The sequence below is a fragment of the Methylomonas sp. AM2-LC genome (genome assembly GCF_039904985.1).
GTDB lineage: Bacteria > Pseudomonadota > Gammaproteobacteria > Methylococcales > Methylomonadaceae > Methylomonas.
On sequence record NZ_CP157005.1, the window covers coordinates 2,370,840 to 2,395,414 of the forward strand.

The following is a 24,575-nucleotide window of genomic DNA, read 5'->3' on the forward strand; positions in this document are numbered from 1 at the left end:
TGACAGTCAAAAAATATGAGTACAAATATCCAGAAACTGGAAAACCAAAAAAGTTACCCTAATGGAAAGCAGCTATATATGTGCCGAGGTCACGAGGCGCCATCTGTCGCGATTGATGCGCATCCAACCCATCCTACGATTAATCCGGTACCTGTACCCGAAACCAAGCCGCATACAAAGCCGGTAAAAACAATACTGTTAACAGCGTGGCTATGGTTAACCCCCCCATAATCACCGTTGCCATGGGGCCAAAAAAGCTACTGGCTGTGAGCGGTATCATAGCTAGAATGGACGCGGATGCGGTGAGTATAATGGGACGAAAACGGCGTATGGTGGAATCGACTATGGCTTCCCATGCTTCAACCCCGGCGGCACGGTCCTGGTCGATTTGATCCACCAAAATAACCGAGTTACGCATTATCATGCCGGATAGCGCAATAGCACCCAGCATGGCCACAAAGCCAAAAGGTCTATCAAACACTAATAATGCCAGGGTAATACCAATCAAACCCAGCGGCGCGGTTAGCACCACCATGGCCACCCTGGAAAAGTTTTGCAGTTGAAACATCAGTATGGTTAACACCACCAATAAAAATAAAGGAAAACCCGCCGCTACCGAGGCACCGCCTTTGGCTGATTCCTCCACTGCACCACCGGTTTCAATACTGATACCCATCGGTAATTGCTGTTTAAGCGCAACCAGTTTTTCTTCCACCTGATTAGACACCACCGGCGCTTGTATATCGCCTGTGATATTGGCACGCACGATAATGGAAGGGATGCGATTACGTCGCCAAATAACACCGTCTTCAAATTCGTAACGAATGTTAGCAATTTGCGCTAAGGGTACGCCGACGCCTGATTGGGTGTTGATCATCAAGTTTTGGATATTGGACAAACTTTTACGTTGCGCTTCCGGGCCACGTGCCACCAGATCAATGCGCTCTATACCTTCGCGGAATTCGGTAATATAAAACTCCTGTATACCGCCATTTAACACCGTGGCAATATCGACAGAGCTAACCCCTAACAAACGCGCTTTACTTTGATCAATATCGATTTTGATGACTTTACTAGGCGCATCCCAATCCAATTGCACATTTACCAGATTAGTATTGCCGCGCATGATGTCTGCAATCTGGTGCGCAATGTCACGGATTAACGGAATGTTGTTGCCATTCACCCGAAATTGCACCGGAAACCCTACCGGCGGGCCATTTTCCAGACGCAATACCGAGGCGCGTAAGGCAGGGAAATCGTTAGCAAATAAGTCTAATAAATCCTTACGCAAGGCTTCGCGATCTGCAATGGTGTTGGTTAAAATAATAAATTGCCCAAATCCACGATGTGCCAATTGGATATCCAGCGGCAAATAAAAACGTGGCGCACCATTACCGATATAAGCCACCGAATTATCAATACCCTGATGCTGCTGATTCCAGTTTTTTAACCACAGTTCCAGTTTTTTAATCTGGGTATCTGTCGCGGCATACGAGGCATTTTCTGCCATGCGTAAATCCACAATTAACTCCAGACGCGTAGAGTCAGGAAAGAACTGTTGCTGCACTTTACCAAAGCCATAGATAGATAAAGCAAACATCAGCAAGGTAATGGCAATCACGGTTTTACGGTAACGTACACATAGGGTAACTACTCGCCGGAATATTTGATAAAAACCCGTGTTGTAAATATCGTGATGATGTATTTCCGCAACCTTGGGTTTCAGTTTTAACAGCGCTCTGAACCAGTTGCCCAGTTTAGACTGTTGCGGAGCCTGGCTGTAATCGGGTAATAGATGGTAGCCTAAATAGGGTACAAAAATTACCGCCGCAAACCAGGATATTAATAGAGCAATGGCCGTTACCTGAAAAATGGAACGCGTGTATTCACCTGTTGAAGAGGCGGCGGTGGCGATGGGCAAAAAGCCGGCCACTGTCACCAAGGTTCCGGTTAACATGGGCATGGCGGTCGACGTGTAGGCAAACGAAGCGGCGCGGATGCGGCTCCAGCCTTGTTCCATTTTTGCGGACATCATTTCTACAGCAATAATGGCATCGTCCACTAGCAAACCCAGAGCAAGGATTAAAGCGCCCAGCGAGATTTTATGCAGACCGATATGCAATCGTTCCATCACCAGAAAGGTACAGGCTAATACCACGGGTATGGTAATGGCAACCACAATACCCGTGCGTAAGCCTAAGGAAATTAAGCTGATACCCAGTACGATGACCAGTGCTTCGCTGAGTGATTGCACAAAATCGTGTACCGAATGTTCTACAATTTTAGGTTGCGAGGTAACCGTATTCAGTTCCAAGCCCACTAACATATTTTGTTTAATGCGGGCGATGGCTTTATCCAGCGCTACGCCCAATTCAATCACATCACCACCATCCACCATGCTGATACCCAGCAGCAAAGTTTCTTTACCTTGATAGCGTACGCGGTCGTGCGGTGGATCTTCATAGCCGCGATAAATGCGCGCCACATCGCCTAAGCGAAAATCGCGTTTATTGGAACGCAAGCGTAACTCGCGCAGATCGTCTAAATCGGTATAACGTCCAGACACGGCAATGCGGATACGTTCTTCCGCAGAATCATAAGTGCCGCCCGCCGCAATGGTATTTTGCGCTTGTAAAGTTTTGATTAAATCCTGTGTGCTGATGCCTAAGGTGACCAGTTTGGCATTGGACAATTCGATAAACAAACGTTGTTTTTGTTCGCCAAAAAACTCCACTTTAGCAACATCTTTTACTTTTAGCAGTTCGTTACGGATTAAATCGGCCTGAATTTTGAGCGCAGCGTTATCAAAACCATCGCCGGTTAAGGCATACATAATGCCGTAAACATCGCTAAATTCATCGTTAAAGGTCAGGCTTTCCAGTTGTTGCGGCAAAGTGTGGCGAATATCGCCGAGTTTTTTGCGCACCTGATACCACAGTTCCGGTATCGCATCAGACTCGGTATCGTCCTTGATGGTGACAAAAATCATGGTTTCACCGGGTCTGGAAAAACTGCGCGTGGTATCTAAATGCGGCAGTTCCTGAATTTTCTTTTCCAGCTTATCCGTCACTTGCTCTGCCATTTCCTGTGCGCTGGCTCCCGGCCAGGTGGCACGCACCAGCATCACTTTAAAAGTGAAGGAGGGGTCTTCAGATTGCCCCAGCTTGGTATAGGTGATCAAGCCTGCCAGGGTAAATACCAGAATAAAATACAGCACCAGAGTTTGATGTTGTAACGCCCAATAGCTTAAATTAAAAGTTTCGGGAACGTCTGAGTCGGGGTGTTCTAGTTGCGGTCCGCTCATGGTTTTGCCTCAATGATTTTACGAACCACTTGATCTTTATTCAAGGTATGTACACCAGCAATAGCAATGGTTTCGCCCGCTTTTAAACCACTGCGAATAAGTACGCCATCTTCGCGAAATGCGCCGGCATCCACCTCACGCGGCTGCGCGCGGTTATTCTCGTCGATAATCCACACACTCTCTTTGCCATTGACTGCGGTTAAGGCAGAGCTGGGAATTAATAAGCCGCTTTCATTAGCACCGGATTGTGGAAACCTGACGCCAACCGTCATGCCCAAGTTAACAAATGCATCGGCATCTTGCAGGGTGATTCGCACATTAAAGGTGCGCGTAACGGCATCTGCTAGCGGCGAGATTTCACGCACTACGCCCGGATAGATTTTTTGTTTATCTGCCCACAGTTGTAATTGCACGGGCGCTTGTAGTTTAACTTCAGCCATACGCGATTCCGGCACGCTGACCAATACATCAATATGGCTGGTATCGGCAATCCGCGCAACCGCTTCGCCCGCTGCAATCACTTGCCCCGGTTCGGCCTGTATAAAGGTGACAACACCGTTTCTATCTGCCGTTAAAGTATTGTATTCGGTGCGATTATCCGATACCTTGGCTTGCGCTTTAAGTTGTGCCAAGCGCGCGTTAGCGGATTTAAGATCGGCTTCTTTAACATCCAGCGCAGAAGCAGAGATAAACTGTTTGTCGAATAACTGGCGTTGGCGCAATACTTCCGCCTGTGCCAGGGCTTGACTGGCTTCTGCCGAGGTAACTTCCGCAATCGCTGCCGCTGCACTTAATTGAGTATCAACGGCATCCAGGCGTGCCAGGGTTTGGCCTTTACTAACCCGCGTGCCGATTTCCACTTTACGTTCGACAATTTTGCCGGGAATACGAAAACTTTGTATAGACTCATAGCGTGGTAATACTTCGCCCACTAAGCGCATAGCATTATCAGAGGTGGTGGCAGACACCACCATCACTAGAGCTGGGCGTGGTGGCGGTGGCGCTTCTACGGGTTTGTCACAAGCAATTAATAAGCTTAAGGTCGGTATGATTAATAATTGTTTTCGCATTTATGAAATCCTGTCTGGGTAACGTAACAAGCCGCGCAACATAACGTTTAGCATTAAATTTAAACGTTCTTCAATAGTGGTCCACTCGACCCACTGGTCTTTTCCTAGGGTAATTTCGATAGAGCAAACACCGTGCATTCCTGCCCACAGGGTTTGCACAAGTAATTCGCAATCGCTAATATCGGCTCTGAATAAATCCGCCGCAAATACCGCCTGTACTAATTGTTGTATGAGTGCATAACCATCCTGTTCAGCATTACCTTTTTCTATAGCACTGGTGTCAGGATCACAATTGGGACGCGGCGTCATAAACATGAGCCGATAATGATTCGGATACTGTAAGGCAAAGTGTGCATAGCCCAGTAAAAACGCTTTTAAGCGTTCTATTAAATCGGGGATTTGCGTAATTTTTTGCATATCCCCGGTCAGTGCTAAAAAATCGTTATCGCACACAGCTTGTAACAAAGCGTCTTTATCCGCAAAGTGGTTATACAGCGTAGTCGCTGAATAATTAATTTTTTTGGCAATTTCGCGCATAGAAACCGCCTCAATACCACGCTCAACAAATAAGCTGCGCGCAGCATCCAAAATTTGCTTGCGCAAATGTTCACGGTCTTGGTTTGATTTAATTTTTGGAGCCATAATTAAATATAAATTTTTAGTTAACGGTGTTAAGTTAACACTGTTAACTAAAAATGTAAACGAATTTTATGTGCCGATTCAAAAATATTTTTAGGGCATTATCAAGCTATGTATCGCGTAGCTTGTGGTGAGGATTGAAAATAACCTTGGGCATCAAAGGCGATAGCTGTATATCGCGTAGGTTGTGGTGAGCGCCAGCGAACCGCAACAATTTCCACCCAACAACCTACATAATCAAAACCCAATACAGCATAATTGAGAGTTACGGTTTTATTTTGAGATTAAAAACATCGATTAAGGCTTCACGGTGCGGTTCGTAAACTCACCACACCCTAGGCACCAAATGCCAACAGACACGCCGCGTAGGTTGTGGTGAGCGCCAGCGAACCGCAACAATTCCCATCCAACAACCTACATTATCAATACCCAATACAACACAATTGAGAGTTAAGGTTTCATATTGAGATTAATGGCGACGATTAACGCAGTTTACCCAATGCTGATAAACTAAAGCATACCAATTTTGCAGGCTTTATGAGTTGAATGTGGTCCTAAACACCGCAAGATAATTATTTATCAATAACATAGATAGTGGCATAAATTGTGCTTAATAAATATCCTAGTTGATTACTCTGCAAAGTTAGGTGAGTCAAACAATTGCTTTTTATAGTTATATTTAGCCACTTATCGTTGCCTTTACATGCCCATACGCCGCATTATTCTGATTTCCTTTGTCTTGCTATCATCGCTGATTGCCTTGCCGTTGTTGGCCGTGTTGTTTTTTTCCTCCAGAAATACCATAGAAACTGAAATCAGCCGCAATTTGAATAGCGATGCGGTCATGTTAATGCAGGAAGTGGATATCGTATTGTTTGAATGCATGCAAAATGTACATTCATGGTCGCATCTGGATATTATGCAGGAAGCGCGCATAGGTGATATTGATAAAAGACTTTCGCAATTTTTAAGTGATATGGAATATCGCTACAAAGGCATGTATCAAAACCTGTTTTATATCGATACTCAAAATAAAGTCATTGCCGCCAGTCGCGCCGCACAAATTGGTCATGTCTACCAACACTCTGCACCGGAACTTAAGGTGGACGTACCGTTGGGCGAAGTGTTTATAGAAGATTTAAGCTTTCCACCACCGCCTTACCAAAATGCCAAGCTGGTGATACGTGCGCCGGTAAACGATAGGTATAGCGCTAGCGAAATTGGGCAGTTATTTGGCTTGTTTGATATGCAACAGCTTTACAATTTGCTTGATCAGGCCATGCACTTCAATATTGGTGAACGCTATATCGTATTACTGGATGGTAGCGGCAGAGCCATTGCCGCATCGGCAAACCTAAGAAATGCGCAAGTATTATCCAGCATGATGTTTGCGGACTGGAAACCCAAACAAAACCAGTCCTTACTGGTACATGATGGCAATCCGATTGTTGACTCGCCGGTCTTGGTGGGCTATGCCAACTCCGCTGGCTATTTAAGCTATATGCAAATGGGCTGGTCTATTCTGGTATTTCAACGCGTTGATGATGCCTTTTTGCCGGTACGCTCGTTACTGATCCTGTTTGTGTTGGTGATTGTGTTAACCCTGTTATTGGCGCTATCTGCTTCGCACTGGCTATCCGGCTATATTGCCAAACCCTTGTTATCTTTAACGCAATGGGTGCGTGATGTGCGCCTTATCGATAAGCGCTTACCACCCTTACTGAAAGGCGCGGTCGAAATTCAGGAATTAGCCAGCACTTTTTTGGAAGTGTTACATGAGTTGCAACAATCCAGAGAACAACTTATTCAAACCGCAAAACTCGCGGTAGTGGGGGAAATGTCAGCCATTATGGCGCATGAGATTCGTACCCCGCTGGGTATCATTTCCACCTCGGCGCAATGGTTGCAAAGAGAATCCTCTTTGAGTGCAGAGGGCAAGGAAATGTCGCAATTTATTTTAGATGAAAGTGCGCGCCTGAAAAAACTGATGAATACCTTGTTGGACTGCTCACGTCCCAGAGAGCCGTTGATGCTGGAAAACAATGTGCATGACATTATTGAACATACCATTGAGCTGCTGTCAATACAGGCCGAAAACAAACACATTCAAATAGAAAAACAATGGTTGATTAACTCAGCACAGCTTGATTGCGATGCTGAAATGCTCACACAGGTTTTTTTAAACTTATTGCTGAATGCCATACAAATTTTACCCGCTGGTGGCTTAATACACATACGCACCCGGTCTATTCTGCATTTTATCTGTATAGACATTGCTGATACTGGACCGGGTATTAATAAGGATGATTTTCAACAGTTATTCGAACCGTTTTTTTCGAAACGCGAGGGTGGTATCGGCTTAGGCTTAACCGTTACCCGGCAAATCGTGCTGGCGCATCATGGCAAAATTAGTGTGTCTGCCAGTTGTTTAGGCGGAGCCTGTTTTACAATACAATTGCCAATTAGGCAGGACTAACTATATGTTGCAAGGTTCACATGTGTGTATTGCTGACGATGAAAAAAATGGCCGCAGAATGCTGGAAATCCTGATAAGCAAATTGGGTTACCAAGTTTCTGTGGCCGCCAACGGTCAGGAAGCACTGGACATTATTCGTAAAAACTCGATCAACCTGTTAATTACCGATTTAAAAATGCCGCACATGGATGGCTTGCAACTGCTGGCTGCCTTACGTGCCGAAAATAATGATATTCCGGTGATCGTGGTTACGGCTCATGGTACCGTTGAAAGTGCAGTGTCTGCTATGAAATCGGGCGCCTTTGATTTTATTATGCGTCCGCTGGATATCGAACAAATTGAAATGGTAGTGCATAAGGCGCTAGAAACCTCGCGCTTAAAACAAGAAAACCTGTTTTTGCGCGATCAACTTAAAGATGGCTGGGATGAACTGGTGGGGCATAGTCAGCCCATGCAGGCTATTCATCAATTAATCCGTCAAGTGGCTCCCACAAAAGCCAGTGTGTTAATTTCCGGCGAAACGGGTACCGGTAAAGAACTCGTAGCACGTGCCATTCACCAATATTCCGGGCGTAAAGGTTTGTTTGTCGCGCTTAATTGTGCCGCCATTCCGGTTAGCATGTTTGAAAGCGAACTGTTCGGATATGTACGCGGTGCCTTTACCGGGGCCAACAAAGATAGAATCGGTAAATTTGAATATGCACATCAGGGGACTTTGTTTCTGGATGAAATTACCGAAATGCCCCTGGAAATCCAAGCCAAACTATTGCGGGTATTACAGGAAAACTGCGTAGAGCGCTTGGGCAGCAATCGCAGCTTTGACGTGGATATTCGTTTCATTGCCGCCACCAATCGTGATCCCCGGCTGGCCGTGGCAGAAAAGCATTTAAGAGAAGATGTCTTTTATCGCTTAAACGTGTTTAATATTAGCCTGCCGCCACTGCGTGAGCGCGATTATGATATTTTGCTATTGGCCAATAATTTTATCGAACATTTCCGTAAACAATTAGGCTGTCAAGCACTAAGTCTGTCAGCCGCCGCCGCTAAAATTTTAAGCGCCTATGCCTGGCCTGGTAATGTGAGAGAACTTAAAAATATTATCGAAAGAGCAGTGGTTTTAAGTCGGAACGGTGAGATAGGTACAGAGCATTTGCCTCACGAATTAATTCCTAAACAGCGTCAAAGCGATCAAACCCCGGAGACTGCAAATAACGACAGACGTGCCGATTTGGAAGCGTCTGTGGCCAGTTTAGAGGTGCGCATGATTAACCAGGCTTTACACAATGCGGATGGTAATAAAGCCAAAGCGGCACGCCAGTTAAAAATCAGTGAGCGTACACTTTGGTATAAACTTAAAAAATACCACAGCGATCTGGACAAAACCTAGGAGTCATCTTTGTCAACGAAATTAGGCCTGCCCCTATTTGCGCTAAGGATGGCAATCAGTTTATGGGGGTTTTTATTGGCAGCAGGTTTAGCACAACCGCTTTGGGCTGCGGATAGCCCTTACCAATTAGGCCGTGGTTATGCCTTGGGTGATAGCGGTTTAAGCTTGGGTGGCTATAGCAGTAGCCATGTAGAAGGCTTGGGAAAAAACCCCGCCTCATTTACACTGAGCAGCCTCAGTCTGTTTGTGTCTTGGGATAGTGGTTCTAAGCTGCGATTTTTCTCAGAAACCGAGGCAGAAAATATATTACAGGTGGGTGGCAGCCAAGTTCTAAATGGTGACAGTGTTAACGTGCATATGGAACGTTTATACTTTGATTATCTGGTTGCCGATAGCTTAAGCCTTAGAGTGGGGAAAATTTTAACGCCTGTTGGGCAGTGGAATTTGATACATGTCGACCCGCTGGTGTGGACGACCTCGCGTCCGGTAGCAACCACGCATTTATTTGCAGATTATGCAACTGGCTTAATGTTGCAAGGCACCGTGACGCTGGGTAAGCGCTATCTGGACTATTCGGTTTATAGTGATTACAGTTCTGCACTTGATCCAACCCGTATCATTTCTGAGAGTCCGGTGTTTGATAATGCGCAAGGATTACGCTTACGCTATCACGCCAATGATGCCCTACAGATCGGCTTATCGTATGCTGATTATGCCTTACTGGGAAATGCCAGTATCAGAAATCATCTAACTGGCTTGGATTTGGCCTGGACCTATGCGCATTTCACCCTGAATAGCGAAATCGTGTATCGCAACAGCACGGCATTGAGTAACCAAAATAACTGGGAAGGTTATATTCAAGGCGTCAATCCCATCGTCGGGAATATCTATGCTATTGGCCGCTACGAGTTTTTTGATAGGCTGAACGCACAAACCTTAGGGCAGGTGGGTGTTATGGGTCTAGCCTATCGACCACAAGCGCCATTGATCTTTAAATTGGAATACCGAACCGGTGTTAACAATCGGCAACTGGCAGCTGATGGCCTGTTTGCCTCGTTTTCTGTGTTGTTTTAATATGCTTTTTTTACGACACTTGATCTTTATGATTTTCCTATGGGGTGTGGCTGGCTATAGCCGCAATTGTCTGGCAGACGAAGCACTTGCCATCATCACCCAACGTAGCAATGAGCTGAACAGCGTCACGCTGGATCAATTAAAATGGGTGTATTTACGCAAATTGATGCTGGATAGTAATGGACGGCGCTGGATTCCCATTAATTTGCCCTCTGCCAATGAACTACGCAAAGCATTTTCCTTAACCTTATTCAATAAATTGCCCGACGATCAGGAAAGTTACTGGAATGAACAATACTTTCAAGGCATCATGCCACCTGAAGTATTAGCCTCAGAAGAAGCGGTACTGCGCTTCGTGACCATAACCCCTGGTGCCATAGGCTATGTGTGGCTGCATAGCGTGGATGATAGAGTTAAGGTTTTGAAAGTAATTTCGCTATCATCAAAAAATTAAAGCTGTAGGGTGCTTAAATGGGCGCAAATCAATCATTTTTGCTAACGATAGGCTGCAAGGGTGGGTTAGATGCGCAAAATGTATAACCTTCAAGCATTGAAACCCTATCCGCGCATCCTAACCCACCAAGCCTATAAGCAGCTAACCACCAACCTTAAAAACAAACAGACCACCACGCTCCCTATTGATAATCATGGTTATATTTTGAAATTGACGACATCGAATAAGGCTTTATGCTGCGGTTCGTGCCTCACCACACCCTACGCACAAAATACCAACAGACACGCCGCGTAGGTTGTGGTGAGCGCCAGCGAACCGCAACAATTTACACCCAACCACATGCATTATCACAACCAGATACAGCAGAATTGTTTGTCGTGTTTTTATTTTGAGATTGATGACGTCGATTAAGGCATTAAGGTGCGGTTCGTGCCACACCACATCCAACTAAGCTGGGCGCGAATATTGTCTTAAATTGTCGTTTAGGTAGAAAAGTTTGGCTCAAGTTCTGAGAGTGAGCCAAACAAAAAGTATTTATTTTACAAAGTGTCGCAGCGATATGCCTATCGTATAGCGCATTAGTTTAGCTCAGGCTTGGTCGATAGACCCGCTTTTGAACCAAACTATAGGAGAAAATAACGGGTGCCACTTCGCGCACCATCAAGCTGTAATTTACCGTCATTAACTAATTGTTCAATACTACGTCATCATAAACCTGTAGGTGGTCACAGATGTGTTTCTCCATCGCTCACCATATTCTATCGTTTTGTAATCGTTCATTGCATTCATACCATTTTTTCATGCTTTTTAGAGGCATGACTGCAAAAATGGTATGAAATGGCTAGCTCTAACCTTTAAATACCCTTATATTTCATAAGAATAAAGCGTGGCATGTTTCTTGTTTATTAATAAGCATTTATGACAATAATGGAGTGTTCCGTATGTGTTTTCAGCCCGTCAAAGCTAAGTTATTAGCCACTATTATGCTGTGTTCTTTGGGTAGCGGCGTTGCCTATGCCAATGACATTTCGCTAAGCCCAGCCACTCCAAGCGTATCTGTGGGAACGGATGTGTCGTTTAACTTGATATACAACTTTTCTGACGTGTCTTTGGGCGGCGGTTTGAATGTTTGGTACGGTGATTATTCCAGCGCAGTCCCCACCCATACCTTTACGAACGGCAACGGTTTAAGTTTCGCATCGTTCACTTACAATCCAACCTTGCCTGCCAATGATACTAATTTTTTTAGTTTCGCACCCACTTCAACAAGCGATCATCTGGATGGCATTGCCTTTGGCAGCTTAGATGGCTTACCCACTTCAGGCTCTGTAACCATTGGTACGCTGGTTTTTCATACTAACCATGTCGGTAATTATTATTTAACCCTGAATGATAACGCCAATGCCGGTGGTTTTGTTGATACCGGAAATCCAGCGCAACAACTGCTTTACACCTACACCGGTGCGGTTGTGCAAGTCACCAGCGCTGTACCGGAATTAGACTCCGTGTATTTATTAATCAGTGGCATGGGTGCCTTGTTGGTACGTGCGCGCCGTATGCAGGCGACCACTGCTAAACACAGCATTTAAGCCAACAGGAGAAAATGATGAAACTTAAAAAACATAGTTTAGTGGCAACCACCACGCGCTTATCTTTGGCTTTAATGTTGTGCTGGGCTGCCAGTCCGGTACATGCGGCTGCCAGCTTTGGTTCGCTTAGTAATTTTGATGCCATCAACGACACCGGTGATGATTGTCACGGTTTTGAAATCGAACTGGACGATGTTACCAGCAAACAGGTGACATATACTTTTAGTGCGCCATATATTCAATACGGCACGCCACGTTTAATCGACTTTGACGATACCGCTACAGGTGGAAAAAAAGGCGTTAAAGTCCGTTATGAAAGCCAATACGACTCAGTAAAAAAAGCCTGGTTACAAACCACGCCCAAAGCGGTTAATCCCACCATGCAGACTGCTGGCCATTTTTGCTGGACAGGGGGCAGTGGTGCCAGTTATCCGGGTGAAGGCTGCGAACATTTTGGTATTGGTGTACTGGGTACGCCAACCAACACCGTTTACCGTTGGTTGATCGCGGACCCGGTTAATCCAGGTAGTCTGGCCTATTATTCAGTAAACGGTTCGCCTGTGCCAGCCAGTATTCCAGCACCTATCTGGAATGTTCAACCACAACCTGTACCGCCAGTGCCACCACCAAAGCCGCTGCCACCGGTGGTTCAACCTGTGATTCAAACCCCACCGGCCTTGCAAAATGTCAGTAGCACCTACGATTTTAGTGATGCTATTTGGGTTAAAGTGTATGTAACAGAAGCGCCTAAATCGGCAGAACTGAAACATTTATTGACCGACGATCCTGATGTGCCTAATCAACCTGGCGAAACCGAAGTGAATTGGGTAGTCATGCAAGCCCTTACGCCCACCGGTATAGCTAATGGTGCCGGCGCTACTTACTCAGTGTCTGATCTGACCGGTAACTCTGGCGGTAAAGCAATGGCTAATAACAGCGAATCGGTTACACGCCGTTATGAGTTTTACAAATTCAAAGATAACCCCGGTCAAACCGTTTTAGATTATTACGATCCAGAAACCCACGAAGCTGTGGTGGGTGATGCGCCTAATGGCGGCTTAGGCGATTACATCGGTGCGCAAATGGCAGCGGTTAATATTGTCGATGTGGATAGTGATACCGTTCTGGATATAACCGATAACTGCACGCACAAAGCCAATACCAATCAACGCGATACCGACGGCGATGGCTTTGGCAATATTTGCGACCCAGACCTAAACAACGATCATGTCGTGGATTTGAAAGACTTTACGTTGCTGAAAGCCAGTTTTCTGAAAACAGGCTTTAACGATAATGCCAATAATGCTGCTGCTAATGCGGATTTAAACGGCGATGGTAAAGTTAACTTCAGCGATCTTGCCATTTTAAAAGCCTATTTGCTAACCCCAGGTACGGCGGTTAGTCCAGGCAACGGTGCGCCAGGACCTAGCAAATAAGGGTACTGATAAAACAGGACTTTTCTTCGTTACATCGCCCGTATGTCATGCACTGACATACGGGTGTCGGGTTGCGGAAAGCTTAGCCGGTTCCGCAACCACCCACACTAACTTTAACCCATTGCTGGCTACGTAAGTAGCGATCACCTTGCTGGGCAATCACCACAACATTGCAGCTTTCCGCCATTTTGATACGAGCGTTGATTTGCACGGCAACACGCGCAGACAAACTAAATTGGGCGGCCAGTGGCGTGGGGTTTTTTTCTACCAGTACGTAAATCTGTTGAATATTATCCAAATCACTACGAATGCTGATAGGGACAACGGCACCGTTTTCGGCAATGTCTGGCAGGCTGATTTGCATGTCGTTACTGTCTATAAGTGTTTGCTGCTTAACCAGTTGATGCAAAATGTCTGTATAGGGCGAGGCACTAAAACGACCAGCATCCCAGGCGCTAACTGCAGATTTGCTGGCACACCAGCCCAACACGGTAAGCATACATTGTTTTAGAAACAGTCGGCGCGGCATGATAGTCAGTATTGATGCATGGTTATAATGTGATTACGATGTGTTAAATAATCCAGCAATGCTTGTAAGATACGCTGCGTGACATAGGCTTGCATCTGTTTGCGGTTCAAGTCTTTTCCGGTGACATAGGCATTGTGTACACAGCTAATTTCCAGTTTATGCCGATGACAGATAGCAATATACGCCTCTGGTATGGCGATGTGATGTGCTTTATTGGGTTCGGCATAGCCGGTAGTGGCCAAGCCAATATCGCAGGCAAATAATAAACACACTTGTTCGGCCATTTGCTCGGCTACTTGTTGCGACACACAATTAACACTTTGCGCATGTTGATAGTCTATATGCAGCAAACTGAATTTCTGTTGCAGATTATAGGCGGTTAAGCCGCCTTCTAAATACTCGGAACTACCACTGATAGAGCCTAACGCGCTTTGCAGCATGCCGCAGGTGATACTTTCGGCCGCGGCAACGTGCAGTTTTTGCTGTATCAGCAGCGGTTTTAAGCTTTCAATCAGTGCAGTATGCATCGTAATTTAAGATTATATAGGAGCCAACGTCAGGAGTAGCAGCCATCGCGACAAATGCGCAACGCTTCGTTCAGTACATCATCCTACAGCCTATTGATTTAAAAAAACAAGCTGAATAGAGATTATCGCTTTCGTTTTTGGCGTTGCCCGTTAAAATAGTGCTTACTATCCTGACCTAAAATAATAACAAAGGTGACACTATGTCAGCAGCCAGTCTCGATGTTTCCAGCCCGCCCGCCCGCTCATCTATGGCGGTGTCTTTTCGGTTTTTGTTAAGTTTGTATGGCATCGTGCCGCTTTGTTTACTGTTACAGCTAATCGACCAGTTTGCCTTACACTTTACTTTACGCGATATGCTGCCCAGTAGTCCCAGTCATTTTATGTTGTTTCAAGTATTATTTGGTACGCCGCACATTATCGCCAGTAATGTATTACTGGCTACGCATAGCGATTATCTAGCGGCCTTTAAGTATAAATTGCTGGGTATGACAGCGTTTATTATAGTGTTTTTTGGTATCGGCAGCTTATTTATACCCTATACCTGGTTGTATGTGTTGACGGCTTGCTGGACGGTTTACCATGTGTTACGGCAACAGCATGGAGTAGCCAAAGCCGTGTGCCGTTTACCCAGTGCCGAGTTTTACTGGCAGTTAGGCTTAAGCGTCAGTGCCGGTATTTTTATTTATCTGGGCATTTTCCTTAAAAATACTTTGGACGCAGAACAAGCTGTCTGGGTGTTAAGGCTTGCCAGCGCTTTAACATTGGCTTTAGTGGTAAGTACCTGGCGTTGTCAGTCTAAAGTACCGCGTGGTATGGGGCTGTATTTTTTGTGGGCAAATAGTTTGCTGGTTATCAGCAGCTGGTATTTGTATGCGCAGCAGTATTACTTTCTGGCAATTTTAATTCCAAGATTAGTACATGATGTCACTGCCTATAGTTTTTATGTCAGTCACGATGTGAATCGGCATCGGCAACAGGCGGATAATTTTCTGTTGCGTTTTACCAGTGCCTGTCATGTACCCGTGGCCGTGGTGCTACCGTTGTTATCGTTTTTATTAACCTATGTGTTACAGGTTTATGGTGATGAAGCGGTTAATTTTATTACGCAAACCTTATTCGCAACGCAAATCTATAAAGCAGTCACTTTGGGCGTGATTGGCTATCTGGCTTTGATGCATTATTACACCGAAGCATTTGTATGGGCGGCGGGTTCGCCGTTGCGACGCTATATTGTGTTTGCAAAATAATTTCGCCAGCGCTTGCCACTTCCTACATTAGTACCTAGAGTCACTTATTGAGTAAAGTCTGTGGTTAATGCCAGCAATGCCGGTGCGCGGCTAAGCATAACATTTGCGCAGGCGCTGGCAATAGTGTGTATCACTTGCTGTGGCAGCAGGTTTAAAAATGCTTGCGAATCTAAGGTGCCGATAAAGAATTGTCTGGCATGCTGGCTAAGTGCCATCACCTGCGTTTGCCCCAGAATGCGACACAGATAGGCACTAAACGGCGATTCATTTAAATCATAATCACAGGGTTGGCTGCGCCCACTATCCAAAACCTGCAATAATGCCTCATCAACAGGCTGGCAGACTGCTATGTGGGGTATAAACTGACAAGCATGCGTTTGTTGGTTTCTTTTCGCGAACGGATCGCCCAGAAATTCGGCGATGGCGCAATCGCCACCGGTTAATAAGGCCAGCGCTTCAATCACGGCAATACCCGTAATTTTGACACCCAGATACAGGTTGGCAAACTGGATATTGTGCTGCGCCGCCTGTTGCATGGCCAGCAGTTGCTCTGGATTGGGAGTATTTTGATAACTGTGAAATACCAAAGCCGGATTTAGGGTGGTCAAGAACCTTTCCATGCCCAGCAAGCTGTTGCGATAGGCTTGAATGGTATAGGATTTGGGTTTGCTCAATACGATGTTAGCTTCTTCCAGCAGTTGCCAGGTGGTAGCCAAAAAATGACTGGGGTCTGGGTGTGCAAAGTTCGCTACATCACGGTTTGCCAAAGTAATCGCTTCCGTAACCAGTGTGGATAGTTGCACATCATCTAAATGAATGTCTAGTAAGCTAGCTGCTGTTTGTACCCGTTCTGCCAATTGCAGGGGATAGCTCAAACCGTCCGCATCCGTACCGCGAAAGGGGATGGTGGCTTCTATGCAAGCCGTAATCGCCAGTAAATCTTGTGCTGATAACAGCTTTTGCAATTGACGGGCGGCGAAAATAGCGCTTAAAAATTCATTGGCGCCGTGGTTTAAACTGATACTTGCTGCGGGTTGGTAACCAAATACCGCCATACACAGTTTAATATCCCATTCTTTTGCTGGGGATGCATTTAGTTGCAGCGTGTTGTTTTCTATTTTACCAATGTTATCGACTATATTTTGTGCCAGCCAAGGGAAACTGCAATCTAATTGCTGATAAACAATGTCGTGAAACAACGCGGCCAAAACTTGTCGGGCTTGCATACCTTCACACAGTTCAAAAATATGCGCCGAGGTATGGTAAATACGTCGATTGTGATCCATGGCTTGATGGATCAAAATAGCCAGTTTTTCAATTTCCATGGGTCCCGATTTTACTGACAAGGCAAAAAATGCGTCTGCCAGTAATTGGATAAGGCGTTGGATAATGGAAATATTCATGGTTTACTGAAGGTTGGGTCATTAAGTGGCGCGATTCAATAGTCGGTCATCATGCTAAGAGTTGTACTACTCTTAATAGGATTACTTTCTTAAAGAACAATTAATTAGATTCAATAACGCAGCTTGGGTTAGGTGCTAACCTATACCCAACAATCCGCTTTACATAAGCAAGTCAGTCACTGCTTTCAATCACAGTGTGAGCTGACAGGTTACAACGGCCGAAATCACATGATGTATTTTTTTCTGTGGCTAAAGTTACCTTGTTAAACACTGATTGTAAAGTGCGGCATTTTGCAGCGGGCAGGTCAGCTGTTTTAAAGCGAGTGGTTGGTGCTGTAATTAAGCCATCAATACGCGGCAAATTTTACCTTACAGGAATAGAAAATAAGGGTGTAGCCATGTTGACTTGCTTTTCAACTTTATTAATTGGCAATGAATTTTTTGTAATTAAAATCAATGGACTATTGGCGGTGCTGAACAAAGTGTAGCGCAGCTATCACGATCAATGCGACTTTTGGCATCGGCTCTTCCTCTACAGGCGTGCATAGTGCCTAAACTTTTAAGTTTAGGCATGACTGTATTTTGCAAGATACTCGCTATAATAATCAGCATGCCGCTTTTCTAGGCTGGATTTATCTAGTTGCTTGGCGGGGTTGTTTAATTTTTCTGACAATTAAGCAGTTAGTATTTTGCTGGTTTGCTGACTATGTTTAAAATAGAGCCTTTCTATTCAGTGTAAAGCTCAATTTTTAAAGGATGTGTCCATGGCAACTGGAGCGTTAATCGCAATAGCTGCGCTTCACTTTCTGTAGATAATTGATTTAAAACATTAAAAATTACGTTGCAGGGTGGTGTATAGATTATTTATTTACCGTTAAGCTACAGTGTTGAGAACCTCAAAAAACCTGCGCGTTTAAAGGCGGGTTTTTCGATGTTCTCCTTTTTTGTTACCTTTAATAGCCGCTTCATCAACACACAAGAGTTACTATGAGCCAAAAAATTACTAAAGCCGTTTTTCCGGTCGCAGGACTGGGTACCCGTTCTTTACCAGCAACCAAGGCAGTTGCCAAAGAGATGTTGCCGATTGTTGATAAACCCTTAATACAGTACGCTGTGGAAGAGGCTATTGCAGCGGGTATTGATACCATGATTTTTGTAACCGGGCGCAATAAAAACTCAATTCCCGATCATTTTGATAAATCCTATGAGCTGGAAAAAGAACTGGAAAAAAATGGTAAAACCGAATTATTAAAAATGCTGCGTAATTTATTACCTCCGCATGTGTCTTGCGTATTTGTAAGACAATCTGAGGCATTGGGTTTAGGGCATGCTGTGCATTGCGCCAAACCGGTCGTGGGCAATGAACCGTTCGCAGTCATTTTGCCTGATGATTTGATCGAAGATGGCAGTCGCGGTTGCTTAAAACAAATGGTCGATTTATTTGCCAGCACTCAGAGCAGTATTTTGGGCGTAGAACAGGTCGATCCCAAAGAAACGCATAAATACGGTATTGTTGAACACACCGTAACGGCACCTGGGGTAGGGCAATTAAAATCTATCGTGGAAAAGCCAAAACCCGAAGTGGCACCTTCTAATATTGCTGTGGTAGGCCGCTATATTTTAACCCCGGCCATCTTCGAAAAAATCGAGACAACTGGCCGAGGCGCAGGTGGTGAAATTCAGCTAACTGATGCCATCGCCGCCTTAATGAACGACGAGAAAGTATATTCATTTGAATTTGAAGGCAATCGTTATGATTGCGGCTCCAAATTTGGTTTCTTATTAGCCAATGTGGAATATGGCTTGCTGCACGACGAAATTAAAAACGAATTTGCAGCCTATCTGAAACAGCGAGTGGCTAAAATTTAAGCAACAACTCAGCGTAATTAGACTATCGTGTAGGATGCGGTAAGCGCCAGCGAACCGCATCAAACCAGCAAGCCGTATTGTCAGTGTAGACTTCTACTCTGCAAAATAGCTGCGCTTAGGTTAAAATTGTGATTACTAAATCCAAGTTGGGGAACAGTTAGGTGTTTGATATTATCAAAAATGGTGGATGGATGATGGCTCCCATCATTCTGGCTTCAATTGCGGCACTGGCAATTATTGTAGAGCGGATGTGGTCTTTGCAGCGCAAACGCATTCTGCCACCCGATCTGGTGCCTTATATTTGGCAATTACAGCGTGAAAATAAACTGGATGCGGGAGCCATTCGCCGCATTAAACAAAGCTCACCCTTGGGTAGGGTGCTGGCTGCCGGTATGCAAAATCATAAGCATGGCCGGGAAATGATGAAAACCAGTATCGAAGAAGTGGGCAGGCAAGTCGCTCACGAGCTGGAATATTATCTGAATGCACTGGGCAGTATCGCCACCATTACGCCATTAATCGGTTTGCTGGGTACAGTGGATGGTATTATCCGCGTGTTCTCCGATATTGCCGTAGGCGGTATGGGCGATCCATCCATTTTAAGTGGCGGTATTTCAGAAGCATTAATTTGTACCGCTTCAGGGTTAACCGTGGCGATTCCCAGTCTGTTTTTTCATCGCTATTTCGAACGTTTGGTAGATGACCATGTGTTGCACATGGAAGAGGAATCACTGCGTCTGATTGATATTATGCAGGGCGATAGAGAGGAAGCCTGATGGATTTTCGCCGTAAAAAAAGAGCGCCCGTGGATATCGGTCTAATACCGATGATTGATGTATTGCTGGTGCTGTTGTTTTTCTTTATGATGGCTACCACTTTCCGGCAACATTCAGATTTAAAGATCGATTTGCCGCAAGCAGAGGGCAGTGAAATCCAGCAAACCACTAAAGCCATTAATCTGTATATCGATGCCAAAGGTGTGTATGCACTGGGCAGCGATACCGAACAAGTCACAGTGCTGCCAAATCAGAATCTGGAAGGCTTGAAAGCAGCATTAGTCAAAATGGCCGATACCTCCCGCCATTTGCCGTTCATTATTAATGCCGATGGTAAAACCCCGCATCAGGCGGTGGTGAGTGCCATGGATATTGCCAATCAAATTGGTTTTCACCATATTACCTTTGCGATTAATCCGCCGGAAACGCAATGAAAGCAAAGCTGGTTAGATGGCTGACAGATGCCTGGTACAAAGAGATGTACTTGTCCAGCGCAATTATGCCGCTGTCGATGCTGTATGTCGATGTGATACGTTTTAGGCATTTTTTGTACCGTATTGGCGTATTGAAATCCTGGCGCTCACCAGTGCCGGTGATTATTGTCGGGAATATTACCGTAGGCGGTACCGGCAAAACACCACTGGTTATCAAACTGGTGGAATTACTGACTGAGCAAGGCTATAAACCCGGCGTTATTAGTCGCGGCTATGCTGGCACCGCTAATCAAATTGCACAAACTGTTACGGCGCACAGCGATACCGCGTTGGTGGGTGATGAAGCGGTTTTATTAGCCAGCCGTTGTGCCTGTCCGGTGGTAATTGCGGCTAAACGCGTAGAAGCTGCCCAGTTTTTGCTGGCAAATTTTGACTGCAATGTCATCATCTCCGATGATGGTTTACAGCATTATGCCTTACAGCGCGATTTCGAAATAGTGGTCATCGATGGCGAACGCCGCTTTGGCAATGGCTATTGCCTGCCAGCAGGCCCGTTACGCGAACCCACTGAACGCCTTAAAAAAGTGGATTGGGTGCTGGTCAATGGTGGTCAGGATCTGCAAGAGAATGAAACCGCTTTATACTGCCGAGGCGACGAATTGGTAAACCTGTTAAGTGGCGAACGTAAACCCTTAACGGCTTTTAACAACACGGCTTGTCATGCTGTAGCCGCCATTGGTAATCCCGCTCGATTTTTTAAACAATTAAGCGCGGCAGGACTAACAATTACCCCGCATGCTTTCCCGGATCATTACGCCTACAGCGCGTCTGATTTAAACTTTAAACAGTCGCTACCCATCATTATGACCGAAAAAGATGCGGTTAAATGTCGACCGTTTGCACAAGCCCAGCATTGGTATTTACCGATCACTGCAGACGTGTCGCCCCTGTTTACCGACCCCTTACTTAGCTCACTTAAAGATAAAATTCATGGATAATAAACTGCTCGATATATTGGCTTGCCCCTTGTGCAAAAGCCCTTTAATTTATGCGAAAGAACAGCAGGAATTAATTTGTAAAGCGGATAGACTGGCGTTTCCGATTCGCGATGATATTCCGGTGATGCTGGAAGACGAAGCTCGCAGCTTAACTTTTGATGAATGTGAAGCCTTACGCAAATGAGTACTGGTTTTAAGGTCGTTATTCCGGCCCGATATGCCTCCACCCGCTTACCGGGTAAGCCACTGCTAGACATTGCAGGCAAGCCTATGATAGTGCATGTCTGTCAGCGTGCTTTAGAAGCCCAGGCCGAACAAGTAGTGGTGGCCACAGACGATATGCGTATTTTTGATACCGTCAGTGCTTTAGGTATTCAGGTGGTGATGACGTCTCCCCAACATCAGTCCGGCACCGAGCGTATTGCCGAAGTTGCCAGTCTGTTAGGCTGGGATGCTCACACCATCGTTGTCAATCTGCAGGGCGACGAACCTTTGATTCCACCAGCCTATATTCATGATGTGGCGCAAGCACTGGCCGGTGATGCACAGGCTGGCATAGCCACACTGGCCGCCCATATTGACAGTGGCGAAGAAGTATTTAACCCGAATGCCGTGAAAGTGGTACTGGATAAAAACGGCTATGCGCTGTACTTTAGCCGAGCGCCCATCCCCTGGCAACGCGCCAACTTTCCAGAACATTACGCTAATCAGCCTCCCTTTGGTGCCTTACGGCATATTGGTATGTATGCCTATACTGTCGATTTTTTACAACGCTATTGCCGCTGGTCCAGCTCACCCCTAGAGAGCGTGGAAGCCCTGGAACAACTGCGCATACTATGGCATGGCGAAAAAATCCGCGTGGAAATAGTCGCACAAACACCGGAAGCCGGTGTAGACACAGATGCCGATTTACAGCGAGTAACCGCGCGTTTGCTAAGTAAATAAGCCTAATTAACTCAATGGCGTAGGCTGGGTTAGGCACCAGCCATAACCCAGCAGACAGCTAATCAAACTGAGCATTAATAACAACACCCAATCAAACTTATTTTTTAACCATAAAACACCCTCAGATGCCACTATTCAAGGATTGTTTATGAAAATTTCGCGTTTTTGCAAGCTAATCACACTGACCATGACAGTCATATTGGCAATGCTTTGCATTACTGTTGCCCAAGCCCAAACACCCGCCAATTTTAATGTCGGTCATGCCGAGCGATTACTGGTATTGGCCCCACATCCAGACGACGAAACCTTAAGCGCAGGTGGCTTGATACAGCAAGTGCTGGCACAGGGCGGATCGGTACGTTCTGTAGTAGTCACTTCAGGCGATGCTTATGTGGAAGCCATTCAAAAAGCCACTGGCAAACAACATCTTAAACCCAGCGACTTTATTCATTACGGTGAAGATAGACTGAATGAATCGCGGCATGCCGCGCAACTGTTAGGTAAAGGTTTTATTCATCTGGATTTGTTAGGCTATTCCGATGGTTCGGTATACGCCATGCTGGTCTCGCATTGGCGGCGTAGTCATCCAGATCGCTCTGGTTTTACTGGTTTTGACCATGTACCTTACCGTGCCGCAGAAGATAAAGGCATAGCCCAGGATGGTGAAGATTTACGCAACGAACTGGTAGCCATACTAAAAGACACCAAGCCGACCATTATCGTATTTCCTGATGTAATGGAAAATGATTCTGATCATGCCGGATTAGGAATGTTTGCCCTGTTGGCCGTTGATGACTGGCGAGAAAGTAACAAAACCGCTCACACTGAACCGCGCCTGTTAGCCTATTTAATACACTGGCAAGACGGCTGGCCACCCGGATCAAGCGCCGATAAAGCCATTGATAACAGCGAGCAACCCCTGTTTTTGCCGGAGGATTTACCTTTGCGTGGTCATAGCCGCAGTTGCTTAGCACTTAATCAGCCTGAAGTAAAACTGAAATCACAAGCCCTACAATTATACAAAACCCAGCAACAGGCCATGGGTCCGTTTCTACAAGCCTTTGTACACAGCAATGAGTGTTTTACCGAGTTTAAAGTTGCCGATAGCCGTGGTATTGAGAATGTAGTGAAACAATGGCAACATGCCAGAAAACAGTTTGATTCGCATCCAGTTAGCCGTTGGCGTATTGCTAGGGAGTAGGGGAGAATGGGGTCACGGAGAATGGGGTCACACGGAGAATGGGGTCACACGGAGAATGGGGTCACACGGAGAATGGGGTCACAAGGAGAATGGGGTCACAAGGAGAATGGGGTCAGGTCTTTCAATAACGCATTTTTATGAATTACGCCAAGAAGTCCTTTGCCTCACCGCAAGCGGATAGACGAAAACTCAGATTGCCAGACAACTTAATATAGGGAAAGCAAGCGTTTATCGAATCCTTGCCGTTTCCCAAAAACAGTAACCCCCAATATTGGAGGGAATGGGCAGAAATAGAAGGGATAATGGGGTCAGGTCTTTCAATGACGCATTTTTATGTTAAAATAAATGTACAGCATATACAGAATGAATAACATAAATATATATATGAAAGGTTAAACAATATGGCAAGACCTTTAAGAATTGAATTAGTAATCAAGCACAATGTGTTATGGAAAGACCTGACCTCAAAGGGATAATGGGGTCAGGTCTTTCAATGACGCATTTTTATGTTAAAATAAATGTACAGCATATACAGAATGAATAACATAAATATATATATGAAAGGTTAAACAATATGGCAAGACCTTTAAGAATTGAATTAGTAATCAAGCACAATGTGTTATGGAAAGACCTGACCTCAATGCCCCCGATTATCTCGCCGAATACCAGACAGTCAACTGGATCAACGGTTGCCTTAACTATAGAAATTGGATAGCGACCCCGAACGACTGCTCTTGGCCGATAGGGGATAATGGGGTCAGGTCTTTCAATGACGCATTTTTATGAATTACGCCAAGAAGTCCTTTGCCTCACCGCAAGCGGATAGACGAAAACTCAGATTGCCAGACAACTTAATATAGGGAAAGCAAGCGTTTATCGAATCCTTGCCGTTTCCCAAAAACAGTAACCCCCAATATTGGAGGGAATGGGCAGAAATAGCAAAGTATCTAGTTCCAAGATAATGGGGTCAGGTCTTTCAATAACGCATTTTTATGAATTACGCCAAGAAGTCCTTTGCCTCACCGCAAGCGGATTGACGAAAACTCAGATTGCCAGACAACTTAATATAGGGAAAGCAAGCGTTTATCGAATTCTTGCCGTTTCCCAAAAACAGTAACCCCCAATATTGGAGGGAATGGGCAGAAATAGCAAAGGGGGATAATGGGTAGAGTAAGGAGCAGGCTTGCGCCTACCCCTCCTCATCAAACCGTGCTTGC

22 protein-coding genes and 2 pseudogenes are annotated in these 24,575 nt (G+C 45.4%); 18 read left to right on the forward strand and 6 right to left on the reverse strand.

Translation table 11 applies throughout. The features are described 5' to 3' along the window. Nucleotides 1-139: 139 nt before the first annotated feature. Genes ABH008_RS10740 through ABH008_RS10750 form a run of 3 tightly spaced genes read right to left on the reverse strand, consistent with a single transcriptional unit; the run spans nt 140 to nt 5,016 of the window. Nucleotides 140-3,304 (reverse strand): efflux RND transporter permease subunit, encoded by a 3,165-nt coding sequence (locus ABH008_RS10740; protein ID WP_347989852.1) that lies wholly within the window; start codon nt 3,302-3,304, stop codon nt 140-142. Beyond that, complete coding sequence (locus ABH008_RS10745) at nt 3,301-4,374, reverse strand: efflux RND transporter periplasmic adaptor subunit (RefSeq protein WP_347989853.1); 1,074 nt, start codon at nt 4,372-4,374, stop codon at nt 3,301-3,303. The genes ABH008_RS10740 and ABH008_RS10745 overlap by 4 nt, the downstream gene beginning before the upstream one ends. Then, a complete protein-coding gene (locus ABH008_RS10750) occupies nt 4,375-5,016 on the reverse strand; it encodes a TetR/AcrR family transcriptional regulator (RefSeq protein WP_347989854.1) in 642 nt (213 codons plus the stop codon). Nucleotides 5,017-5,716: 700 nt separating this feature from the next. Between ABH008_RS10750 and ABH008_RS10755 the strand changes: the two genes are divergently transcribed. The 7 genes from ABH008_RS10755 (at nt 5,717) to ABH008_RS10785 (ending at nt 13,429) form a co-directional block, all read left to right on the forward strand. After that, the gene (locus tag ABH008_RS10755; protein WP_347989855.1) at nt 5,717-7,489 is read left to right on the forward strand and encodes a HAMP domain-containing sensor histidine kinase; all 1,773 of its coding nucleotides are present in this window, start codon (nt 5,717-5,719) and stop codon (nt 7,487-7,489) included. Between the two features lie 4 nt (nt 7,490-7,493). Continuing rightward, nucleotides 7,494-8,876: a sigma-54 dependent transcriptional regulator gene (locus ABH008_RS10760; RefSeq protein WP_347989856.1), complete on the forward strand. Its 1,383-nt coding sequence runs from the start codon at nt 7,494-7,496 to the stop codon at nt 8,874-8,876. Between the two features lie 9 nt (nt 8,877-8,885). Beyond that, nucleotides 8,886-9,950 (forward strand): hypothetical protein, encoded by a 1,065-nt coding sequence (locus tag ABH008_RS10765; RefSeq protein ID WP_347989857.1) that lies wholly within the window; start codon nt 8,886-8,888, stop codon nt 9,948-9,950. 28 nt (nt 9,951-9,978) lie between these two features. Continuing rightward, nucleotides 9,979-10,404 (forward strand): hypothetical protein, encoded by a 426-nt coding sequence (locus tag ABH008_RS10770; protein WP_347989858.1) that lies wholly within the window; start codon nt 9,979-9,981, stop codon nt 10,402-10,404. 78 nt (nt 10,405-10,482) lie between these two features. After that, a complete protein-coding gene (locus ABH008_RS10775; protein WP_347989859.1) occupies nt 10,483-10,698 on the forward strand; it encodes a hypothetical protein in 216 nt (71 codons plus the stop codon). 647 nt (nt 10,699-11,345) lie between these two features. Further along, complete coding sequence (locus ABH008_RS10780) at nt 11,346-11,993, forward strand: hypothetical protein (RefSeq protein WP_347989860.1); 648 nt, start codon at nt 11,346-11,348, stop codon at nt 11,991-11,993. A 14-nt stretch (nt 11,994-12,007) separates the two neighbouring features. After that, entirely contained in the window at nt 12,008-13,429 is a 1,422-nt protein-coding gene (locus ABH008_RS10785) for a dockerin type I domain-containing protein (protein ID WP_347989861.1), read from the forward strand. 82 nt (nt 13,430-13,511) lie between these two features. On the opposite strand, the gene soxY is transcribed toward ABH008_RS10785, so the two are convergent. Both soxY and ABH008_RS10795 read right to left on the reverse strand, forming a co-directional pair. After that, the gene (soxY, locus tag ABH008_RS10790; RefSeq protein ID WP_347989862.1) at nt 13,512-13,958 is read right to left on the reverse strand and encodes a thiosulfate oxidation carrier protein SoxY; all 447 of its coding nucleotides are present in this window, start codon (nt 13,956-13,958) and stop codon (nt 13,512-13,514) included. A 5-nt stretch (nt 13,959-13,963) separates the two neighbouring features. Then, nucleotides 13,964-14,485: a CinA family protein gene (locus tag ABH008_RS10795; RefSeq protein ID WP_347989863.1), complete on the reverse strand. Its 522-nt coding sequence runs from the start codon at nt 14,483-14,485 to the stop codon at nt 13,964-13,966. 200 nt (nt 14,486-14,685) lie between these two features. Between ABH008_RS10795 and ABH008_RS10800 the strand changes: the two genes are divergently transcribed. Next, nucleotides 14,686-15,732, forward strand: a complete 1,047-nt coding sequence (locus ABH008_RS10800) for a hypothetical protein (RefSeq protein ID WP_347989864.1) — start codon at nt 14,686-14,688, stop codon at nt 15,730-15,732. A 44-nt stretch (nt 15,733-15,776) separates the two neighbouring features. On the opposite strand, the gene ABH008_RS10805 is transcribed toward ABH008_RS10800, so the two are convergent. Then, nucleotides 15,777-17,135: a hypothetical protein gene (locus ABH008_RS10805; RefSeq protein WP_347989865.1), complete on the reverse strand. Its 1,359-nt coding sequence runs from the start codon at nt 17,133-17,135 to the stop codon at nt 15,777-15,779. A 987-nt stretch (nt 17,136-18,122) separates the two neighbouring features. On the opposite strand from ABH008_RS10805, the gene galU reads away from it, so the two are divergent. The 10 genes and pseudogenes from galU (at nt 18,123) to ABH008_RS10855 (ending at nt 24,475) form a co-directional block, all read left to right on the forward strand. Further along, entirely contained in the window at nt 18,123-19,004 is an 882-nt protein-coding gene (gene galU, locus ABH008_RS10810; protein WP_347989866.1) for a UTP--glucose-1-phosphate uridylyltransferase GalU, read from the forward strand. 161 nt (nt 19,005-19,165) lie between these two features. Further along, nucleotides 19,166-19,780, forward strand: coding sequence for a MotA/TolQ/ExbB proton channel family protein (locus ABH008_RS10815; RefSeq protein ID WP_347989867.1), 615 nt, complete (start codon nt 19,166-19,168; stop codon nt 19,778-19,780). Next, nucleotides 19,780-20,214, forward strand: coding sequence for a biopolymer transporter ExbD (locus tag ABH008_RS10820; RefSeq protein WP_347989868.1), 435 nt, complete (start codon nt 19,780-19,782; stop codon nt 20,212-20,214). The genes ABH008_RS10815 and ABH008_RS10820 overlap by 1 nt, the downstream gene beginning before the upstream one ends. Beyond that, nucleotides 20,211-21,212, forward strand: a complete 1,002-nt coding sequence (gene lpxK / locus ABH008_RS10825) for a tetraacyldisaccharide 4'-kinase (protein ID WP_347989869.1) — start codon at nt 20,211-20,213, stop codon at nt 21,210-21,212. The genes ABH008_RS10820 and lpxK overlap by 4 nt, the downstream gene beginning before the upstream one ends. Then, on the forward strand, nt 21,205-21,396 hold the full coding sequence (locus ABH008_RS10830) for a Trm112 family protein (protein WP_347989870.1): 192 nt from the start codon (nt 21,205-21,207) through the stop codon (nt 21,394-21,396). Before lpxK ends, ABH008_RS10830 begins: the two co-directional genes overlap by 8 nt. Beyond that, on the forward strand, nt 21,393-22,157 hold the full coding sequence (kdsB, locus tag ABH008_RS10835; RefSeq protein ID WP_347989871.1) for a 3-deoxy-manno-octulosonate cytidylyltransferase: 765 nt from the start codon (nt 21,393-21,395) through the stop codon (nt 22,155-22,157). The genes ABH008_RS10830 and kdsB overlap by 4 nt, the downstream gene beginning before the upstream one ends. A 148-nt stretch (nt 22,158-22,305) precedes the next feature. Beyond that, nucleotides 22,306-23,358, forward strand: a complete 1,053-nt coding sequence (locus ABH008_RS10840; RefSeq protein WP_347989872.1) for a PIG-L family deacetylase — start codon at nt 22,306-22,308, stop codon at nt 23,356-23,358. A gap of 186 nt (nt 23,359-23,544) precedes the next feature. Continuing rightward, nucleotides 23,545-23,620, forward strand: a pseudogene (locus tag ABH008_RS10845) (helix-turn-helix domain-containing protein); the annotation flags it as partial. A 569-nt stretch (nt 23,621-24,189) separates the two neighbouring features. Continuing rightward, nucleotides 24,190-24,265: pseudogene (locus ABH008_RS10850) on the forward strand (helix-turn-helix domain-containing protein); the annotation flags it as partial. 54 nt (nt 24,266-24,319) lie between these two features. Next, nucleotides 24,320-24,475, forward strand: a complete 156-nt coding sequence (locus ABH008_RS10855; protein WP_347989968.1) for a helix-turn-helix domain-containing protein — start codon at nt 24,320-24,322, stop codon at nt 24,473-24,475. Nucleotides 24,476-24,575: the final 100 nt, after the last annotated feature.

Bases quoted from the DNA above. Each gene is read 5' to 3' on its own strand.
- ABH008_RS10740 (WP_347989852.1), bottom strand. From the start codon at position 3,304: ATGAGCGGACCGCAACTAGAACACCCCGACTCAGACGTTCCCGAAACT.
- ABH008_RS10745 (WP_347989853.1), bottom strand. From the start codon at position 4,374: ATGCGAAAACAATTATTAATCATACCGACCTTAAGCTTATTAATTGCT.
- ABH008_RS10750 (WP_347989854.1), bottom strand. From the start codon at position 5,016: ATGGCTCCAAAAATTAAATCAAACCAAGACCGTGAACATTTGCGCAAG.
- ABH008_RS10755 (WP_347989855.1), top strand. From the start codon at position 5,717: ATGCCCATACGCCGCATTATTCTGATTTCCTTTGTCTTGCTATCATCG.
- ABH008_RS10760 (WP_347989856.1), top strand. From the start codon at position 7,494: ATGTTGCAAGGTTCACATGTGTGTATTGCTGACGATGAAAAAAATGGC.
- ABH008_RS10770 (WP_347989858.1), top strand. From the start codon at position 9,979: ATGATTTTCCTATGGGGTGTGGCTGGCTATAGCCGCAATTGTCTGGCA.
- ABH008_RS10775 (WP_347989859.1), top strand. From the start codon at position 10,483: ATGTATAACCTTCAAGCATTGAAACCCTATCCGCGCATCCTAACCCAC.
- ABH008_RS10780 (WP_347989860.1), top strand. From the start codon at position 11,346: ATGTGTTTTCAGCCCGTCAAAGCTAAGTTATTAGCCACTATTATGCTG.
- ABH008_RS10785 (WP_347989861.1), top strand. From the start codon at position 12,008: ATGATGAAACTTAAAAAACATAGTTTAGTGGCAACCACCACGCGCTTA.
- soxY (WP_347989862.1), bottom strand. From the start codon at position 13,958: ATGCCGCGCCGACTGTTTCTAAAACAATGTATGCTTACCGTGTTGGGC.
- ABH008_RS10795 (WP_347989863.1), bottom strand. From the start codon at position 14,485: ATGCATACTGCACTGATTGAAAGCTTAAAACCGCTGCTGATACAGCAA.
- ABH008_RS10800 (WP_347989864.1), top strand. From the start codon at position 14,686: ATGTCAGCAGCCAGTCTCGATGTTTCCAGCCCGCCCGCCCGCTCATCT.
- ABH008_RS10805 (WP_347989865.1), bottom strand. From the start codon at position 17,135: ATGAATATTTCCATTATCCAACGCCTTATCCAATTACTGGCAGACGCA.
- galU (WP_347989866.1), top strand. From the start codon at position 18,123: ATGAGCCAAAAAATTACTAAAGCCGTTTTTCCGGTCGCAGGACTGGGT.
- ABH008_RS10820 (WP_347989868.1), top strand. From the start codon at position 19,780: ATGGATTTTCGCCGTAAAAAAAGAGCGCCCGTGGATATCGGTCTAATA.
- lpxK (WP_347989869.1), top strand. From the start codon at position 20,211: ATGAAAGCAAAGCTGGTTAGATGGCTGACAGATGCCTGGTACAAAGAG.
- ABH008_RS10830 (WP_347989870.1), top strand. From the start codon at position 21,205: ATGGATAATAAACTGCTCGATATATTGGCTTGCCCCTTGTGCAAAAGC.
- kdsB (WP_347989871.1), top strand. From the start codon at position 21,393: ATGAGTACTGGTTTTAAGGTCGTTATTCCGGCCCGATATGCCTCCACC.
- ABH008_RS10840 (WP_347989872.1), top strand. From the start codon at position 22,306: ATGAAAATTTCGCGTTTTTGCAAGCTAATCACACTGACCATGACAGTC.
- ABH008_RS10855 (WP_347989968.1), top strand. From the start codon at position 24,320: ATGGGGTCAGGTCTTTCAATAACGCATTTTTATGAATTACGCCAAGAA.